This is a genomic window from Streptomyces sp. CB02980, assembly GCF_014451325.2.
Taxonomy (GTDB): Bacteria; Actinomycetota; Actinomycetes; order Streptomycetales; family Streptomycetaceae; genus Streptomyces.
Map to the genome: position 1 here is coordinate 147,282 of NZ_JACSCH020000012.1, position 13,913 is coordinate 161,194.

Annotated in this window: 13 protein-coding genes; 10 read left to right on the forward strand and 3 right to left on the reverse strand. The window is 73.2% G+C overall.

All coding sequences use genetic code 11. The features are described 5' to 3' along the window. Positions 1 to 60: 60 nt before the first annotated feature. Entirely contained in the window at positions 61 to 2,040 is a 1,980-nt protein-coding gene (locus E0F75_RS24600) for a bifunctional serine/threonine-protein kinase/glutamate ABC transporter substrate-binding protein (RefSeq protein WP_187624866.1), read from the reverse strand. A 174-nt stretch (positions 2,041 to 2,214) separates the two neighbouring features. Then, a complete protein-coding gene (locus tag E0F75_RS24605) occupies positions 2,215 to 2,823 on the reverse strand; it encodes a class I SAM-dependent methyltransferase (protein ID WP_187624738.1) in 609 nt (202 codons plus the stop codon). Between the two features lie 177 nt (positions 2,824 to 3,000). On the opposite strand from E0F75_RS24605, the gene E0F75_RS24610 reads away from it, so the two are divergent. The 5 genes from E0F75_RS24610 to E0F75_RS24630 are packed head-to-tail and all read left to right on the forward strand — an operon-like array spanning position 3,001 to position 8,477. Continuing rightward, on the forward strand, positions 3,001 to 3,828 hold the full coding sequence (locus E0F75_RS24610; RefSeq protein ID WP_187624739.1) for an MHYT domain-containing protein: 828 nt from the start codon (positions 3,001 to 3,003) through the stop codon (positions 3,826 to 3,828). 54 nt (positions 3,829 to 3,882) lie between these two features. After that, a complete protein-coding gene (locus E0F75_RS24615; protein WP_187624740.1) occupies positions 3,883 to 7,005 on the forward strand; it encodes a nitrate- and nitrite sensing domain-containing protein in 3,123 nt (1,040 codons plus the stop codon). Beyond that, the gene (locus tag E0F75_RS24620) at positions 7,002 to 7,436 is read left to right on the forward strand and encodes a roadblock/LC7 domain-containing protein (RefSeq protein WP_187624741.1); all 435 of its coding nucleotides are present in this window, start codon (positions 7,002 to 7,004) and stop codon (positions 7,434 to 7,436) included. The genes E0F75_RS24615 and E0F75_RS24620 overlap by 4 nt, the downstream gene beginning before the upstream one ends. 14 nt (positions 7,437 to 7,450) lie before the next feature. Beyond that, positions 7,451 to 7,867: a DUF742 domain-containing protein gene (locus E0F75_RS24625; RefSeq protein WP_030316908.1), complete on the forward strand. Its 417-nt coding sequence runs from the start codon at positions 7,451 to 7,453 to the stop codon at positions 7,865 to 7,867. Beyond that, a complete protein-coding gene (locus E0F75_RS24630; protein ID WP_187624742.1) occupies positions 7,848 to 8,477 on the forward strand; it encodes an ATP/GTP-binding protein in 630 nt (209 codons plus the stop codon). Before E0F75_RS24625 ends, E0F75_RS24630 begins: the two co-directional genes overlap by 20 nt. A gap of 25 nt (positions 8,478 to 8,502) precedes the next feature. Here E0F75_RS24630 and E0F75_RS24635 read toward each other — a convergent pair whose 3' ends face one another. Continuing rightward, positions 8,503 to 8,928 carry a PPOX class F420-dependent oxidoreductase gene (locus E0F75_RS24635; protein ID WP_187624743.1) on the reverse strand — a complete coding sequence of 142 codons (426 nt, stop codon included), beginning with the start codon at positions 8,926 to 8,928 and terminating at the stop codon, positions 8,503 to 8,505. A 152-nt stretch (positions 8,929 to 9,080) separates the two neighbouring features. On the opposite strand from E0F75_RS24635, the gene E0F75_RS24640 reads away from it, so the two are divergent. The 5 genes from E0F75_RS24640 to E0F75_RS24660 all read left to right on the forward strand — a co-directional run bounded on the left by E0F75_RS24640 (position 9,081) and on the right by E0F75_RS24660 (position 13,818). After that, positions 9,081 to 9,494, forward strand: a complete 414-nt coding sequence (locus tag E0F75_RS24640; RefSeq protein ID WP_073905463.1) for a roadblock/LC7 domain-containing protein — start codon at positions 9,081 to 9,083, stop codon at positions 9,492 to 9,494. Positions 9,495 to 9,641: 147 nt separating this feature from the next. Beyond that, on the forward strand, positions 9,642 to 10,748 hold the full coding sequence (locus E0F75_RS24645) for a DUF6397 family protein (protein ID WP_187624744.1): 1,107 nt from the start codon (positions 9,642 to 9,644) through the stop codon (positions 10,746 to 10,748). 49 nt (positions 10,749 to 10,797) lie between these two features. Then, the gene (locus E0F75_RS24650) at positions 10,798 to 12,345 is read left to right on the forward strand and encodes an ATP-dependent DNA ligase (protein WP_187624745.1); all 1,548 of its coding nucleotides are present in this window, start codon (positions 10,798 to 10,800) and stop codon (positions 12,343 to 12,345) included. Between the two features lie 41 nt (positions 12,346 to 12,386). Further along, positions 12,387 to 12,839: a hypothetical protein gene (locus E0F75_RS24655; protein WP_229312822.1), complete on the forward strand. Its 453-nt coding sequence runs from the start codon at positions 12,387 to 12,389 to the stop codon at positions 12,837 to 12,839. A 193-nt stretch (positions 12,840 to 13,032) separates the two neighbouring features. Beyond that, positions 13,033 to 13,818 (forward strand): polysaccharide deacetylase family protein, encoded by a 786-nt coding sequence (locus E0F75_RS24660; RefSeq protein ID WP_187624746.1) that lies wholly within the window; start codon positions 13,033 to 13,035, stop codon positions 13,816 to 13,818. Positions 13,819 to 13,913: the final 95 nt, after the last annotated feature.

Consider the following 13,913-nt stretch of genomic DNA (forward strand, 5'->3'; position numbering starts at 1 on the left):
TGCCCGGCACATCCACGGTAGTCAGTGAAGTGCTGGGAAAGAAGGGTGCGTTGGGGTCGGCTAGGAAGCCCCGCCGCTGGTGGACCACTGCTGGGCCGGCGGCGAGACGTTCTTCAGGAGCGGGAGGTTCCTCTCGACGGCCTTCTTCCAGGAGCCGTCGTCGATCATCTTCTGGAGCGCCCGCTGGACGGTGCCCTTCGCATCGCCGCCCTCCGGAACGCCGATGCCGTAGAGCTCGTCGCTGACACTGAACCCGGCGAGCTTGAACCGGCCCTTGTACGCGTCGTGCGCGGCGTACCCGGCGAGCAGCGTGTTGTCGGTGGTGACGGCGTCGACGGCGCCCGAGGCGAGGTCGTCGATGCAGCGGGCGTAGCTGTCGTAGGTCACGACCTGTGCCTGGGGGGCGAGCTTCGTCCGGATCAGGAGCGCGGTACCGGTACCCGTGGCCGTGCAGACCTTCCGGCCGTTGAGATCCGTCGGGCGCTTGACCGTGGTGTCGGTCGCGGGGAGCAGGACGTCCTGATGGGCCGTGAAGTAGGGACCGACGAAGTCGACCTTCTTGTCCCGCAGGGAGTTGAACGTGTACGTGGCCACGACGAGGTCGACATCACCACTGGTGAGGAGCGACTCGCGGGCGGAGCTCCGGGCCTCCTTCCACACGATGTCGGCAGGAGCGTGCCCGAGCACGCGCGCGACGTAGGTCGCCACCTCCACGTCGAGACCGGCGTACGTGCCGTCCGGGTTCTTGAAGCCGAGTCCGGGCTGGTCGAACTTGATGCCGATGGTGATCTTGGGCCCGCCGCCGGTCGGGGTCGCTCCGGAGGCGCCCGTGGAGGGGGTGGAGGGTGTCGACGGCGAGGAGGACCCCTGGCCGCTGGGCTTGCCCTCGACGCGGTCGCCGTCTCCGTCGCCCTTCTCGCCGCCGAACGGGAGGAGGTTCCAGACGAGCACACCGCTGAGGACGACGGCCGCCCCTGCTACCGCCGCGTACACCCCGCCGCGCCGCCTGTGTGCCGTGGGCGGCCTGGACGGTACCGGGGGCGCGAGGGGGAAAGCGGTGGCGGTGTCCGCGCCCGCGTCGACGGAGGGGCGTGCGTCGGCCACGGCCGCATGAGGCACCTGATCTTGCGGCTGCGGCTGCCGTTGAGGTCGAGACGGTGGCTGTGGCTGCGGCTGTGGTTGAGACGGTGGCTGCGGCTGAGGTCGAGCGTGAGCGTCCGCTCTGGCCTCCGCCTCCACTTCGGCGAGCATCCGGTCCAGCGCCTCGCCGTCGGGGCGCGCCGCCGGATCCCGTACCAGCACGCTCGTCAGAACCCGTGTCAGCGGCCCGGCCCGCCGAGGCGGCGGCACCTCCTCGCCGAGGACGGCCGCGAGCGTGGCGAGCGTGTTCGCACGGCGCAGCGGATGGTGGCCTTCCACCGCGACGTACAGCGTCATGGCCAGCGACCAGAGGTCGGCGGCCGGCCCGCCCTCCTCGCCGCTGACGCGTTCGGGCGCCATGTAGTCGGGCGTGCCGATGATGGACCCGGCGGCGGTGAGGGCGGTGGCCCCGTGGGTCGCCGCGATGCCGAAGTCGGTCAGGACCGGCTGTCCGTCGGGCCGCAGCAGGACGTTCGGCGGCTTGACGTCCCGGTGCTGGATGCCCACCGCGTGGGCCGCCCGCAGCCCCGCGAGGATCCCGCGCCCCAGCGTCGCCGCCTCGCCGACGGCGAGTGCACCGCCGTCGAGGCGGTCCTGGAGGGAACCGCCGGGGACCAGCTCCATGACGAGCCAGGGGTACGTGCCCTCGCCGCCGTCCACGATGTGATGGATGGTCACCACCTGGGGGTGCGCCACGCGCGCGAGTGCCCGGGCCTCACGCAGTACCCGGATGCGGAGCTCCCGGGCGGCCTCGGGGTCGTACTCGGCCAGCGCGGGGTCGGGCGGGCGGACCTCCTTGAGGGCGACCTCACGGTGGAGCGCCAGGTCCCGTGCGCGCCACACGGTGCCCATACCGCCGCCGCCGAGCCGCCCCACCAGCTCGAACCGATCGTCGACCACCCGCGCCACTCACAGCCCCCTCAGTCGCACCGCCGACCCCGCCCCGACTCTGCCACATCCGCGTGAGGGTTCCGGCCGGATCAAGGACGGGGACGAGGGGGCACGAGGGCGGGCAGCCGGGCGCGCCCCGGCACTCGTGCTCCGCAGGGAGTGCGAAGGGCGACGGCTCGCGCCTCAGGCCTCCCGTACGGCCATGGCCAGGTAGCGCGCGTCCTCGTCGACGTAACTGACGAGCCGCCAGCCCGCCTCGGCGAGTACGGGGCGCAGCCGGGGTTCGGCGCGCAGGTCGTCCGGGGTGATCTGCCGGCCGTGGCGGGCCGCGAGGGCCGCCCGTCCGATCGGGTGGAAGAGTGCGAGCCGGCCGCCGGGCCGTACGGCGCGGGCGAGTTCCCGCAGACCGGCGACGGGTTCGGCGAGGTGCGAGACGAGTCCCGCCCCGAAGACCGCGTCCAGCGCGCCGTCGCGCACCGGCAGGCGTCCGACGTCGGTGAGCAGCAGCGTCGCCGTCCCGGCCGTGCCGCCGCGCCCGGCGGCGACGGCCCGCTCGAGCATCTCGGGGGTGAGGTCGGCGCCGAGTACGGTGCCGGACGGGCCGACGGCGGCGCGGAGCGGTGTGAGGGCGCGGCCGGTCCCGCAGCCGGCGTCGAGCACCGCGTCGCCAGGGCGCAGGCCGAGCTCCTCCACGGCGGCGGCGTACGCGGGACCGTCGTCGGGGAACCGGCTGTCCCAGTCGGCGGCGCGGGAGCCGAAGAACTCTCGGACGTGTGTGGGGTCATCGCTCATGCGCTCATGATTCCGTACCCGGAGGAGTGACCGTCGTGTGTGAACATTTTGTGTGCACCGTGTGTGTGCACGTTCGAGCCCGGTGTGATCGTTCGGGATCATCTCTCTATCATATTCCATCAGCTTTCGAAATGCGCCCCTGGTGCGCCCCCTGATGCGCACTAGCGTCCGGGAGCCATGGGACACCTGGACCACGCCACCTTCGGCTGGCTGACACCTGCACTGTCGTACGCGATGGCCTGCGTCGGCGCCGCCCTCGGGCTGCGCTGCACCGTACGCGCCCTCGACGCGACCGGCCGCTCGCGGCGCAACTGGCTGCTCACGGCGGCCTCCGCGATCGGCACCGGCATCTGGACGATGCACTTCGTGGCGATGCTCGGCTTCGGCGTGACCGGCACCGACATCCGCTACAACGTTCCGCTCACCATCCTCAGCCTCGTCATCGCGATGGCCGTCGTCGGAGTCGGGGTGTTCGCCGTCGGCTACGGACGCGACCGCGTCCGCTCGCTCCTGATCGGCGGACTCACCACAGGTGTCGGCGTGGCGAGCATGCACTACATGGGCATGGCCGCCCTCCGGCTCCACGGCGAGGTCCGCTTCGACCCCCTGCTCGTCGGCCTCTCCGTGCTCATCGCCGTCGTCGCCGCCACCGCTGCCCTGTGGGCGGCCCTCAACATCCACTCAGCCGCCGCCGTGGCCGTCGCCTCGCTCGTGATGGGCGCGGCCGTCAGCAGCATGCACTACACCGGCATGTTCGCGGTGCGGGTGGACGTGGCCCCCTCGACCGCCACCCTCCCCGGCGCCACGGTCATGCAGTTCATCTTCCCGCTCGCCGTCGGCCTCGGCTCGTACCTCTTCATCACCTCCGCCTTCGTCGCACTCTCTCCGACGGCCAAGGAACGTGCGGCGTACGCCTCCGCCGGCCGCCTCACCGACGAGCGCGCGGTGGACGTCGCACCCCCCGGCTTCCGGACCGCTGAATCCGCCCGTACACCCGCGAGCTGAACCGAACTTCGTACACCACGCACCAGAGACCGTCGCAGCCGGAACGAGGAGGCCATGCGAACTCCCCGCAGGACCAACGACGCCAAGGCGTCGGCGCCGCCGTCGGCGGCCGCGCGCGGGCGGCGCGCACACGCCGGGCCGCCCGCCGACGAGCCGGGCGAGCCCACTCCCGGGGCCTTCCCCGGCACCGGACGCCCGGCCTCTGCCGGGCACCCGGCCGGCGCGGGACACGCGGCCGACACCGGTCGTACGGCCACCACCGGAGACCACGCCACCGCCCACGGCCCCGCGCCTCACGCAGCCGCGGCGCGCGCACTCGGCGCCCCGCGTCGCGGCCTGCGTCCCCGAACCGTCCGCGCCAAGATCGTCTCGCTCCTGATGGTGCCGGTCGTGTCGCTCCTCGCGCTGTGGGGCTTCGCCACTGTCACCACGGCCCAGGACGTCGCCCGGCTCCGCCAGCTCCAGCGCGTGGACGCCGAGATCCGCGAGCCCGTGACGGCCGCCCTCGCCGCCCTCCAGGCCGAACGGCGCGCCGCCGTACGGCAGATCGCGGCCCCCGGCGCCACCCGGGCCGCCGAGCTCAAGGACCGGATACGCCGCACGGACGAGGCAGTCGGCCGCCTCCGCCTGAACGACACGCACACCGTCGGCGACACCGGGGACCTCCCCCGCGACGTCGGGAAGCGGGTCAGCGCCTTCGTCGGCAAGGTCGCCGGCCTGGCCCGGCTCCGTACCGCCGCCACCGACGGACGTGCCGACGGGAACCAGGTGTACGAGGAGTACACCGCGGCGGTCTCCGCCGCCTTCGCCGTCGGCGGCGCCCTCACCGGCATCCAGGACAGCCAGCAGGGCTCCGACGCGCGCGTACTCCTGGAATTCGGCCGGGCCGGCGAGATGCTGTCCCGCGAGGACGCGCTTCTCACCGTCGCCCACCTCACCGGCCGGTTCTCGGAGGAGGGGCTCCGCGCCTTCTCCGGCGCCGTCGAGACCCGCCGTACCCTCACCGCCTCCGCCACCGCCGACCTGCCCGCAGCCGAACGCGCCGCGTGGGACCGGCTCGCCGCCGGCGGAGACCACGCACGGCTCACCCGGGCCGAGGACCGCGTCCGCGCCGAGAGCCCCGGCCGCACCGCCGCCCAGGCGGTCCCCAGCGCCGACTGGGACGACACCCTCGCGGCCGTACGGAGCGGACTCACCGCGATCGAGACCGAGGCCCGCGCCGCCGCGGCCGACCGCTCCGACCCCTTCGCCGGCGGTGTCCTCACTGCGGGCGGCGCGGCGGTGACCTTCGGCCTCGCGGCCGTCGCCGCCTCCCTCGTCATCTCCGTCCGGATCGGCCGCGGCCTGGTCGTCGAACTCGTCAGCCTCCGCAACACCGCCCTCGGCATCGCGCGCGGCAAACTCCCCGACGCCATGCGCCGGCTGCGCGCCGGGGAGGAGATCGACGTCCAGGCCGAGACCCCGCGCGGTCCCGTCTCCCAGGACGAGATCGGCCAGGTCGGCGAGGCCCTCACCACCGTTCACCGCGCGGCCCTCTCCGCCGCCGTCGAACGCGCCGAACTCGCCAGCGGCATCTCCGGCGTCTTCGTCAACCTCGCCCGGCGCAGCCAGGTCCTCGTCCACCGCCAGCTCAACCTCCTGGACAGCATGGAGCGGCGCGCCGACGACCCCAACGAACTCGGCGACCTCTTCCGGCTCGACCACCTCACCACCCGGATGCGCCGCCACGCCGAGAGCCTCATCATCCTCTCCGGCGCCGCCCCCGGACGCGCCTGGCGGATGCCCGTCCCCCTCACCAACGTCGTCCGCGCCGCCGTCTCCGAAATCGAGGACTACGCGCGCGTGGAGGTGCGTCGACTCCCCGAGACGGCCGTCGTCGGCGGCGCCGTCGCCGACCTCACCCACCTCCTGGCCGAACTCATCGAGAACGCGGCCCAGTTCTCGCCGCCCCACACCAAGGTCCGGGTCAGCGGCGAGCCCGTCGGCAACGGGTACGCCCTGGAGATCGAGGACCGGGGACTCGGCATGGGCAAGGACACCCTCGCGGAGGCGAACGCCCGCATCGCCCAGTCCGAGGCCCTCGACCTCTTCGACAGCGACCGGCTCGGCCTCTTCGTGGTCAGCAGACTCTCCTCCCGCCACGACATCAAGGTCCAGCTGCGGACGTCCCCGTACGGCGGCACCACGGCCGTCGTGCTGCTCCCGACCGATCTCCTCCAGGGCGCCCTGCCCCCGGGTCGAGGCGCCGGGGCGACCGGCCACGGAACCGACACACCCCACGCCGGAACCCCGCAGGTACGCGATCCCCGTACGCCCGCCCCCGACCGGGGAGAACCGGGCGCGGACCACCGGCAGAGCGGCGACGACCGGACGGCGGGCGACCGGTTCGGCACCGACAGGCCCGGCTCCCACCGCCTCGGCTCCGACCGGCGCACGGACGACGCGCGCGTCGCACGCGAACGCGAGGAGGCACAGCGCGCCGAGGCCCGCCGCTTCGGCCGTCCCCAGGTGTCCCGTCCGCCGGCGCAGGGCGGTCCGCCCGCCCCCGTCCTGGGGGGAGGTGCCCCCGCTGGGCCCGTTCCGGCGCCCCGCGGGACCGCCCCCCAGCCACCCGGCGGCACGCGGCCCGGGGTCCTGCCCAGGGAGACGAGCGGCTCCCGGCCGCCGGTCCCGCCGCAGGCTCCCGCGTCGCCGCGCCCGCAGTCCTTGCCGCGCCCGACCGTCGTACCCGCGCTCGCGGCGCCCGCGGAGCCCGGGCCGCCGCCCGCCGGGGTCACCGAACTGCGACGCCGCGGGCCCTCCGTACCACCGCCGACGCGGCAACAGCAGCCCGGCACGCCCGCGGGTGCCACCGGTCCCGCAGGTGCCGCCCGTCACGCCGGACACGGCGACGACACGGAGGGCGAGCTGCCGCGCCGGGTACGGCAGGCGAGCCTGGTCCCGCAGCTGCGCGAAGCGCCCGAATCGGCACCGGTGTTCGTACCGGCCGAGCCGGGCACGGACGCCCGCACCCCGGAAGTGGTACGGGACCGCATGGCGGCCTACCGCGACGGCTGGCAGCGGGGCGGCGGTGCGGCCCCGGGCAGCAGACGCCCCCTCGGCACCGGCACCGGTCACGAACCCGGCCACGGCACGACCCCCCTCGACGACCCCCGCCCCGAAGGAGACCAGCCATGATCGACCACGAGAGGATCTCCCACCACCGGTCCGGCGAGCTCGACTGGCTCCTCGACGACCTCGTCATGCGAGTCCGGGAGGTCCGCCACACCGTGGTGCTCTCCAACGACGGACTCGCCGTCGGGGCCTCCAACGGTCTCAGCCGCGAGGACGCGGAACACCTGGCCGCCATCGCCTCCGGCTTCAACAGCCTCGCCAAGGGGGCGGGCCGCCAGTTCCACACGGGCGGCGTCCGCCAGACCATGGTCGAGATGGACGACGGCTTCCTCTTCGTCGCCGCGGCGGGGGACGGCTCCTGCCTCGCCGTCCTCGCCTCGGTGAGCGCCGACATCGGCCTCATCGCGTACGAGATGGCCCGCCTCGTCAAACGCGTCGGCGAGCACCTGCACACCCCGCCGCGGCTCACGGTGACCCCGCCGGCCGTCGACTGACCCGGAGAAGGCCCATGAACGAGGACAGCACCGGCGGCGGCCCGTCCGTGCCGGGCAGTCAGTGGTACGACGCCGATGCCGGACCGCTCGTCCGCCCGTACGCGATGACCGGTGGCCGGACCAAACCCGGGCCCAGCAACGTACGGTTCGACCTCATCGCCCTCGTCGTCGTCGACGACGACCCGCCCGGACCGGCCGAGGAGTCCCTCCTCGGCCCCGAGCACCGGTCCCTGCTCGCCCTGTGCCGGGCCGAGACCCAGTCGGTCGCGGAGCTCTCCGCCGACGCCGACCTGCCCGTCGGCGTCGTCCGGGTCCTCCTCGGCGACCTCCTCGAATCGGGCTTCGTACGCGTCAGCCGGCCCGTACCGCCCGCACAGCTCCCCGACGAAAGAATCCTGAGGGAAGTAATCGATGGCCTACGAGCGCTCTGAGAGCACCGGCGCGGACGACGGCAGGGACGACGGCGCGGACACCAGCGCCCTCGCCCTGAAGATCCTGGTCGCCGGTGGGTTCGGCGTGGGCAAGACCACCCTCGTCGGCGCGGTCAGCGAGATCCGGCCGCTCCGCACCGAGGAACAGCTCAGCCGTGCCGGGGAGTCGGTCGACGACACCGGGGGAGTCGACCAGAAGACGACCACGACCGTCGCCATGGACTTCGGCCGCATCACCATCCGCTCCGGGCTCTCCCTGTACCTCTTCGGGACGCCCGGTCAGGACCGGTTCTGGTTCCTGTGGGACGAGCTGTCGCAGGGCGCACTCGGCGCCGTCGTCCTCGCCGACACCCGGCGACTCGAGGACTGCTTCCCGGCCGTCGACTACTTCGAGCACCGGAAGATCCCGTTCGTGGTCGCCGTCAACTGCTTCACGGGCGCGCGTACATACGGCGCGGCCGACGTCTCCCGCGCACTCGACCTGGACCGGGGAACGCCCGTCGTGCTGTGCGACGCGCGCGACCGAGACTCCGGGAAGGAAGTGCTCATCCGGCTCGTCGAGTACGCCGGGCGGATGCACACCGCCCGGCTCCTCGACACGGTCGGCTGAGCCGTCGTACCGCGACCCGGGCCGGTCAGTCGGCCACGCCGGCCTGGGCGATCACCTTCCGGATGCCTACCCGGACGAGGAGTTCGCCCGGGACGGCGTTGCGCTCCCCGAACTCGTCCGCCCGGTCCTCGCCCATGTAGCGGGCGCCGATGCGCCCTGCCCAGTGGCGCAACTCGTCAGGGTCCTCGCTGAGTTCGGCGCGACCGCTGAGCGAGACGAAGGCGAACGGCGGAGTGTCGTCGTCGACGCACAGGGAGACCCGTCCGTCGCGCGCGAGGTTGCGGCCCTTCACCGTGTCCTTGCCCGTGTTGAACACGAACTCGTCCCCGTCCAGAAGGAACCAGATCGGTACGACGTGCGGACTGCCGTCGTCGCGCACGGTCGCCAGCTTGCCGGTACGGGTTCCCTCGGACACGAAGGTCCGCCACTGATCATCGGTCATCCTCGTCATGCCCCCATCCTGCGGCACGCGCGGGCGTGGTGCAGTGCTTGCCCTGTTCACGACAGTGCGTAAGGCTTGCGGCGATACGGCGGACCACTGCGGCACGGGGACCACGGGACAACCGGGTCATCGGGGCGCACCACCCAGGGGGAGGACCACTGATGGCGTTGGACAAGGGACTGGACTGGCTGCTCGACGACCTGACGCAGCGAGTCGGATTCATACGGCACGCGCTCGTGCTGTCGAACGACGGCCTGGTGACGGGCGCGAGCAGCGGACTCGCACGCGAGGACGCCGAACACCTCGCGGCCGTCTCCTCGGGCCTGCACAGCCTGGCCCGGGGCTCGGGCCGGCACTTCAGGGCGGGCCGGGCGCGCCAGACGATGGTCGAGTTCGACGAGGCGCTGCTCTTCGTGACGGCGGCGGGCGAGGGCAGCTGCCTCTGCGTCCTGAGCGCGGCGGAAGCGGATGTCGGCCAGGTGGCGTACGAGATGACGCTGCTGGTCAACCGCGTCGGCGAGCACCTCGGCGTGGCCGCCCGGCAGCCGGGGCGCCCGGAGGGCGGCCTGATCTGACGCCACGGCCGCCGTCCCGAAAGCGTTGTCCACAGGCGGTTGTCCACAGGTCGTGCACGGTTCGTCACTCTGCGTTACGTTCTCGGTGGTGGGTCGGAGAGATCCACGACACGGAGAGACCACGGACGTACGGGGGAGGGCCACGCGATGACGGTGGACGAGGGGGCGCGCACGGTGACGGTGACACCGGGGCGGGCCGCGCAGGAACTGGAACTGAGGCGCGACGAGTTCCGGCTCGCGGTCCAGCTCGGCCTGGTGAGGACGGTGCCGGCGGGGGAGGGTGGACGACGGCGGGTCGAGCGTTGCGAGCTCGACCGGCTCAGGGCCGCGCCCGACTTTCCCGCCGGCCTGCGTGACCGGGTGCACGCGGTCGGCACGGCGGAGGCAGCAGCGCTCCTGGAGATCACCCCGGAGCGCTTCACCAGGCTGACCCGGACGGGCCATGTCAGTCCCGTGCGGTTCTCCCTGAACCGCTACCGGGCGGTGGTCTGGACGTATCTCGCGGAAGAGGTCGCCGAATTCGGCCTCACCTGCCCGGCGCTGCTGACCGGGCGACTGCCCATGGAACTCCGCGAACGGCTGGCCGCGCACGAGGACCTGCGCCCCAGGAACTGGAGGGCGCGGCGGCTCGGCGCGCTCCTCCGCGCCACGGACGACCCATGGGCACAGGCCGCCGCCATGGCCTCGATGCTCGACCCGGTCCAGGTGGCCGAGGTCGTCGACGACCCGTACGAGCGCACCCACCTCGACCGGCTGCGCCCGCCGGCGCCGCCCGGCATGCCGGTGCAGGCGGCCGGCCGCGACATCGCCGAGCGGCTCACGCGGGCCGACGACCCGGACGAGATCCTCTGGCACCGCCTGAGCCTGGCCCTGGCGCTCGACGAGGCCCGGACAGTGCAGCCCGCGCCGTATCCGGGCGATCCGGGCCGTTCGGGTGCGTCCGGGGAGCGGCCGGGTGCCGGGATGACCGTGCGGACGCTCCGGCGGCCGGCTCCGACCCTGGCGCCCGAACCGCCCCTGCCGCCCGTACGGCCCCTCCCGCCTGTACTGGCCGTGCCGCCACGGCCGTCAGCCGTACCAGTGGCTCCGCCTCCAGCTGCTCCTGCTCCTGCCCCGGCGGGGCGGCCGACTGCGATGGACCGTCCGCCGAGCCGTCCGGCCGCCCGCACCAGGCTCCTCGACCGGCTGCGGCGCAGGAGGGCGGCCGACGGCGGGCGGGCAGGTGGACGGAAGCGCCCGGTGTCCTGGCCCTGACGGCGACACGCGGCGTGCGGCGCGGGCGTGGGGTGGGGAGGATGGGCTCATGCTGCTCGCCCGTGTTGCGGAGGTGTCCCGGGAGGTCGCCGCCGCGTCGGCGCGCTCGCGCAAGATACGGCTCCTCGCCGAGCTGTTCGCGGAGGCCGAGCCCGATGAGAGCCCCCTCGTCATCGCGTATCTCTCCGGCCGGCTCCCGCAGGGGCGGATCGGCGTCGGCTGGAGCGTACTCAAGGAGGTGGTCCCACCCGCGGTCCCGCCCGCCGAACGGCCGGGCCTCACGCTCGGGCGCGTCGACGAGGCGATGACGGAACTCGCGGCGGTCTCCGGAGCCGGCTCCCGTGCCGAGCGGACCCGGCTCGTCCACGCCCTGTTCGCCGCGGCCACCGACGACGAGCAACAGCTCCTGCTGCGGCTCCTCACCGGGGAGGTGCGCCAGGGGGCTCTGGATGCCGTCGCTCTGGAAGGCGTCGCCCAGGCCGCGACCGTGCCCGCCGCCGAGCTGCGGCGTGCCGTGATGCTCGAAGGCTCGCTGCCCCCGGTCGCGCAGGCGGTGCTCGCCGAAGGCGTCACCGCGCTCGACCGGTTCACCCTCCGGGTCGGCAACCCGGTACAGCCGATGCTCGCGCACACCGCGGCCTCCGTCACCGAGGCGATCGGTGCACTCGGGCCCTGTGCCGTCGAGGAGAAGCTCGACGGCATCCGCGTCCAGGTCCACCGGCGCGGTGACGACGTCCGGGTCCACACCCGCTCGCTCGACGGCATCACCGACCGGCTTCCCGAAGTGGTCGCGACCGCGCGCGCCGTACCGGCCGACGGATTCATCCTGGACGGGGAGGTGATCGCGCTCGACCCCGACACCGGACGCCCCGCGTCGTTCCAGTCCATCGCGTCCCGGGTCGGATCCCGCACCGACGTCGCCGGGGCCCACGCCACCCTGCCCCTCACCGCGGTCTTCTTCGACGTCCTCGCGGTCGACGGCGAGGGACTGATCGACCGACCGGGCCGGGAACGGCACGCGGCCCTCGCCCGGCTGCTCCCCGAATCCCAGCGGGTCCGCCGCCTCGTCGTGGCCGATCCCGCCGACCCCGCGCAGGTGGAGGCAGCCGAGCGGTTCTTCACCGACACGCTGTCCAGGGGGCACGAAGGCGTCCTGGTCAAGGCGCTGGACGCGCCCTACGTGGCCGGCCGCAGGGGACGCACCTGGCTGAAGGTGAAGCCCGTCCACACCGTCGACCTCGTCGTTCTCGCCGTCGAGCGCGGCCATGGGCGCAGGACCGGGCTGCTCTCCAACCTGCACCTCGGCGCGCGCACGGCGGACGGTGGCTTCGTCATGCTCGGAAAGACCTTCAAAGGACTCTCCGACGACATGCTGCGCTGGCAGACCGAGCGGCTCCGTGAACTCGCCGTGGAGGACGACGGATTCACCGTGCGGGTACGGCCCGAACTCGTCGTCGAGATCGCCTACGACGGGCTCCAGGCCTCGACGCGCTACCCGGGCGGTGTCACCCTCCGCTTCGCCCGCGTCCTGCGCCACCGGCCCGACAAGCGGGCCTCCGAGGCCGACACCGTCGAGGACGTCATCGGCCGCACCTGAGCGGAGGGCGGCGGCCCTCGCGGGACGCCTCCCCGCGAGGGATGCTGGAGACGTGGCACGACGAGTGCCGGCACGACGAGCGCGGGGCGCCACGAGCGACCGGCGGCCGCGAGGAGATGAGCGACGTGTACGACTTGCACATCGACACCGACGTGACCGTGCAGCTCAGTGGCTGCAGCCGGGAGGACGCGCAGGCCGTCTTCGGCGTCCTCGACGGTGTCTACGAGCTGGAGGACATGACGGCCCCGGGTCCCCAGGCGGCCGCCGCGCCGGCCCCCACCGTCTGGACGGCCACCTTCGACACCGCCGGCGGACGCCACCAGGAGGTGCGTCCCACGCATCTGACCTCCCCGGTCGGTGCCACGCTCAGCGGCGGCTACCACGCCGTGAACGAGGTCGAGAAGGTGCTCGCCGCCGGCTTCGACATCCAGTCCCAGCAGTCCGTCTCCGGTGACCAGGAGACCGAGGCCCGACTGCTGCTCGCCTCCCGCTGAGCCTGAGGCGCGAACTCCCCGGACGGAGCGGACGGGCGCCGTCCGGGGTTCACGTGTGCCCGCGTGCTTGAAGGACCCCCCTGCCTTCCCCGGTATACACCGTGTGTAGAGTCTTCCGTCGGCCGTGAGTGCCGCTCTGACCAGGCGGTTTGCGGCCGTACCGAAGACATCACCGGGGAAAGCGGGTTCCACCATGTTCCGATCCAGGCTGGGCCGACGCAGGGGGACGGCCACTGCCCTGATCGCCGCGGCGTCATTGATGCTGACGCTCGGCGGCTGCGGAGTCGACACCGTCACCCCGCAGGACGCCCGGGGAGAGGGCGGAACGGACGACAAGGCGGGCGCCGCCGCCCGTCGCGTCGACTGCGCCAAGGTCAAGTGCATCGCGCTGACCTTCGACGCCGGGCCGGGCAAGGACACCCCCCGGCTCCTCGACATCCTCAAGGAGAAGCAGGTCCCCGCGACCTTCTTCCTGCTCGGCAGCAAGCACGTCGACCGCTATCCGAAGGTGGTCAAGCGCATAGCCGACGAGGGCCACGAGGTCGCCAACCACACCTGGACGCATCGGATCCTCACCGATCTCGACGAGTCGGAGGTCCGCGACGAGCTGTCCCGCACCCAGGACGCCGTCGAGAAGATCACCGGCCGGAGGCCCACCCTCATGCGCCCGCCGCAGGGCCGCACCGACGGAGCGGTGTCCGACGTCAGCCGGGAACTGGGGCTGGCCCAGATCCTGTGGAGCATCACCGCCAAGGACTACTCCACCACCGACTCCGCCCTCATACGTCAGCGCGTGCTCGAGCAGGCGCACGGCGACGGGATCATCCTGCTCCACGACATCTACGACGGCACCGTCCCGGCCGTTCCCTCCATCATCGACGAGCTCAAGCGGCGGGGCTTCACCTTCGTGACCGTGCCCGAACTGCTGGCCCCGGGCAAGGCGGAACCGGGCGCCGTGTACCGCCCCGAGAAGGACTGACCAGACCACCCGAAACCGGGTGAGGTGTCTCACACCGCCCACAGGGGAACGCTCGGAACATTCGGGAGAGGTTCACCGTTCATACGTATGTGACG